This is a genomic window from Bartonella sp. AP3QHHD (assembly GCF_042195765.1).
Classification (GTDB): domain Bacteria; phylum Pseudomonadota; class Alphaproteobacteria; order Rhizobiales; family Rhizobiaceae; genus Bartonella.
The window spans coordinates 1-3,711 of record NZ_JBHIPC010000004.1 but is presented as its reverse complement, the minus strand read 5'-3'; the positions used below and the strand labels follow the sequence as shown (position 1 = coordinate 3,711).

Sequence of the window (3,711 nt, the reverse complement as noted above, 5' to 3'; positions counted from 1 at the left end):
AAAATTGTATTTATGTGTTATGTTTAATATAGGTTGTTTATTTGAAAGATTAACTTATTGAAATATAATAACTTTTATTTTTGACTAAAAAATATATATAAGGGGGGGTAAAAAGACCCCCCAAAACCCCCATACCCCCCCAAAAACTAATGATGGGAAGTGCTTTAAAGGTTCACTGTTATATTGTTTAATGTTTTATAAGATTTCCAAATTGCCTCAGTGTGATGTCTTATGACTTTTCACTAAAGGGTGCCATTCATAACGTATGGTAGGTCGACCGCCTTGGGAGTTATTCTCTCCAGAGATTTCACGAATATAGTTACAACGACATAAAAGCTCTAAAGCTTGCTTAACGGTTTGATTGTCTGTTAAATATTTCCAATCACGTTTATAAACATCCCTTGCTATAAAAACATCGGGTAAACAATCACAGCGTTCAACAATTAATTTTGCACGCTCTGCTGTTAATGTATCCCCCGCCGCATAAAGTCTTTTGACATGACTTAACAGATATTTTTCCCAACGCAAGGCTGTTGTAATGGCATAGAGACCAATTTCTAAACCACCACTATCAAGAAGTTCAAAAATTAACGCAAGGCTTGCTATGGTCTTTGGCATTTTTAAAAGATGCGATTGTAAGCTTTCTGAGTAACTACCTCCTTTTGCCTCTTTATGAAGATGCTCTAACCATTCATAAAACTTCACTTGTGCTTCAGCAGAAAAACGCATGATCAGTGGTTGTTCTGGAGAACCTAAGCGTTTATCACGAAAAGAGCGAAATACCCCTTCATACTTTTGCCAGACCTCTTGATTGGGCGGTTTATCAACCAATTGCCACTCTTTATTGTCATCGGGCCAGACAATCATTTGAAAGCGTTGCAATAAACCGTCATCGTTTATTCCACGGTGTATGGCTTGAATGAGCGGAATAATGCGTGAAGGTTGAATGCCTCCAATCATGGATAAAGTGACATAAGGGATAAAAATGGTTCCACGCTCTATACGGTCATAAGTAAATTGATCATCGCCATTAAAAGCTGTTAAATAAAAGGCGCGGTCTGATTGACATTCCTTTCTTTCTAGATTGGCTAAAAAGCCAGCCAATTCATCACGCACCATTAAGAGACCACGGGGGTTTTCTTTTAAGAGTTCCCCAAGCTTTTCAACAGACACATCATTGACAATAGTGTCATCTTCATTTTTACGAGTAGAAACTAAGCGGTGTGCAAAGTGCATTATGCAATCATATTCGCAATATTAGAAAAATAATAATTTATCATTATTTACTGATACGGAGCGCAGTATTGTAGAAAATAATTTTCTTCAATTACAAAATAAATAAAAATACAGTTGATTAAGGAAATTTTTTCTTTGTATGGAGCACACGTAAAATACGCACAACGCCATTTGAAATATCATAAATCATGATATAATTTGGATGTACAATAAGTTCACGTGTATTTACAATTCGTCCTAAACGACCAAGGGTAGGAAATTTAACAAGTTTTTCTACTTTTTCAGATAAAAGTTGATCAAACTTTAAGGCAGCGGAAGGATTATCTTGTGATATGTATTCACGTATCTTTTTGCGGTCAACGTGTGCTACTTGTGTCCAAATTAGCTTCATAAAGTTGATCTATCTAGTTTACTTTGTGTCTTTAAGCGCCATTCTTTTGCTTCTGCTTCGATTTCTTCAGAAGACATTATATCACTTGCATTAGCAGAATTTATCCCTAATTGAACTTGTTCCCGAAACCATAAATCGTATGCACTTTTTTCTTTTTGTTCTTTTACGATATCGCGCATATAATCGCGCAATAATTGTGCACCAGATCTATCACACGCCTTTGCTGCTTTGGAAAATTCATTTTTTAATACATCATCGACGCGAAAGGTAAATGTTGTCTCAGCCATTTTACGACCACTTAATGTGTTACAAAGTAGTTCTAATGTAATGTATTTTTACTGTTTCTTCAATAGGTACTATTAGAATAGATATTTTATATCTATTTTGCATTTTCATAGGGTTGAAAGGGACGCCCATAAATCAACGGGCTCTGATAACAACCCAGACAAAAGAGCCAGACCGGTTTCAATGCCTTCACAAATGACCAGATGTTTTGGATTGGCTTGGCTTAAATGCACCCCACCACCCGTTACAGATCCCAACATGGCTTTTGCTGGTTTTTGATCTGTTTTGCAGCCATTGTCTTTTAAAAAGGTTCTATGAATGGCAAAGGAACCAGCGCCCTTAACAAGAGCAACCAACGCGGGCAGTGTAACCCCAGAGGGGTGCGAACATTTGTCGTGAAAACGTAAATCGGGAGGCAAATCACATGTAATACCCCGCATACGTAAATAGGTTTCTGCTAAAGTATTTTTGATTGGTTGGCTTTGTTGCCAAATTGCTTTTGCTCTCTCTGCTTTCTGTTTTGCTCGTTTGAGATCAGCAGAAATCTGTTTTGATAAAGAAAGAGCGTGATCATAAGCTTGTTTTCCAAGCAATCCAATTCTAATAAGCGCTTGTATGATCTCTCTAAAAGAGCAGCCAGCATAACAATAGAGTAAAAGACGCCCATCATTTCCATTAGAAATAGATAAACTAGGCAGCCTATCATCATGAGCAGGGCAACGGGCTGTTCCATAACGCCCATGCCAAACCCCGCGCAAGGCACGTGTGATACCCCGCGCATTCTTAAAAGAACACATCATTTTAAATCCTATAACATTGCGTCATAGGACGGATTATGCTATCTCTAGATTGATGAGTTTGAGAAAGCCTTGTCCGTCCTTACGTGACAAGGCTTTTTTATGCCACGTCGTTATAACGTTGCTGTTTTGCTTGTTCGATTACATTTAAGAGATCCGATTGTAACCAACGGGACAAAAAACCAAATTTTAAAGGTTTTGGGAGAGAGCCATTGGTTACATGACGGCGGAATGTTGAGACACTCATATGAAGCAATTTTGCACTTTCACGGTCTGTCAAAAGAATATCATTTTCTGTCATACTAAAATCCTTTCTATCAAAAAATGGTAACAAATCATAACTATTTATTAAGCACATTTTGGTTTATTTTTGAAGGTATTTTATTTATAGAAAACAATATTTTATCATATAAATTCTGATGTGATAATTTATGAGTCTAATTGAGAGCGAATGAGAGAGAAAGTTATCCACAGATCATGGGGTTATGCACCCCATATCTTAAGATTGACCAGTGACATAAGCCGCCCATTTATCCATATAGACACGGCGCTGTTCTAAATAATCAGTACGACGATAGGCACGCTCTACTTTGCCGCCAACTGTATGACTTAGAATAGTTTCAGCGACCTCATAGGGAGCATCGGTTGTTTCAGCAAGCCAATTGCGTAAACTAGAACGAAAACCATGCGGGCAGGCTTCAAGTTTATTGTCTCTCATATATTTTGCCATACAATTCTCAGCAAGGGGAGCACGACCGGAAAAAGACAGAATGAAATTACTTTTGGAAATACAACGGGCTTGTTTAATCACTTTTAGCGCTTCAGATGATAGAGGTACGCGAAATTCTGTTGTAGCGTCACGCAAACCTTTCATATTCTCAGCAGGAATAGTCCATACATCATCTTCAATCTGATCTTCACGAATATGACGCAAAGGGTTGGTACGAACGCCTGTCAGGATAAGCAAGCGCAAAGCCAGTTGTGTTATGTTTTGTGTTTTAC

At 37.8% G+C, this 3,711-nt stretch carries 4 protein-coding genes and 2 pseudogenes; all 6 read right to left on the bottom strand.

The features are described 5' to 3' along the window. Positions 1–216 precede the first annotated feature (216 nt). Positions 217–1,215 (bottom strand): annotated as a pseudogene (locus ACFIL7_RS00110) (DUF3987 domain-containing protein); the annotation flags it as partial. A 139-nt stretch (positions 1,216–1,354) separates the two neighbouring features. Further along, positions 1,355–1,627, bottom strand: a complete 273-nt coding sequence (locus ACFIL7_RS00105) for a type II toxin-antitoxin system RelE/ParE family toxin (protein WP_375610964.1) — start codon at positions 1,625–1,627, stop codon at positions 1,355–1,357. Further along, positions 1,624–1,914, bottom strand: a complete 291-nt coding sequence (locus ACFIL7_RS00100; RefSeq protein ID WP_375610963.1) for a CopG family ribbon-helix-helix protein — start codon at positions 1,912–1,914, stop codon at positions 1,624–1,626. Before ACFIL7_RS00100 ends, ACFIL7_RS00105 begins: the two co-directional genes overlap by 4 nt. Before the next feature lie 111 nt (positions 1,915–2,025). After that, positions 2,026–2,712: pseudogene (locus tag ACFIL7_RS00095) on the bottom strand (virulence-associated protein E); the annotation flags it as partial. 97 nt (positions 2,713–2,809) lie between these two features. Then, the gene (locus ACFIL7_RS00090; protein ID WP_007347430.1) at positions 2,810–3,010 is read right to left on the bottom strand and encodes an AlpA family transcriptional regulator; all 201 of its coding nucleotides are present in this window, start codon (positions 3,008–3,010) and stop codon (positions 2,810–2,812) included. A 198-nt stretch (positions 3,011–3,208) separates the two neighbouring features. Next, positions 3,209–3,711 (bottom strand): tyrosine-type recombinase/integrase (locus ACFIL7_RS00085; RefSeq protein ID WP_375683225.1); only part of this gene is annotated, 503 nt, incomplete at its 5' end.

Coding starts and splice junctions, on each gene's coding strand:
- ACFIL7_RS00105 (WP_375610964.1), bottom strand. CDS start 1,627: ATGAAGCTAATTTGGACACAAGTAGCACACGTTGACCGCAAAAAGATA.
- ACFIL7_RS00100 (WP_375610963.1), bottom strand. CDS start 1,914: ATGGCTGAGACAACATTTACCTTTCGCGTCGATGATGTATTAAAAAAT.
- ACFIL7_RS00090 (WP_007347430.1), bottom strand. CDS start 3,010: ATGACAGAAAATGATATTCTTTTGACAGACCGTGAAAGTGCAAAATTG.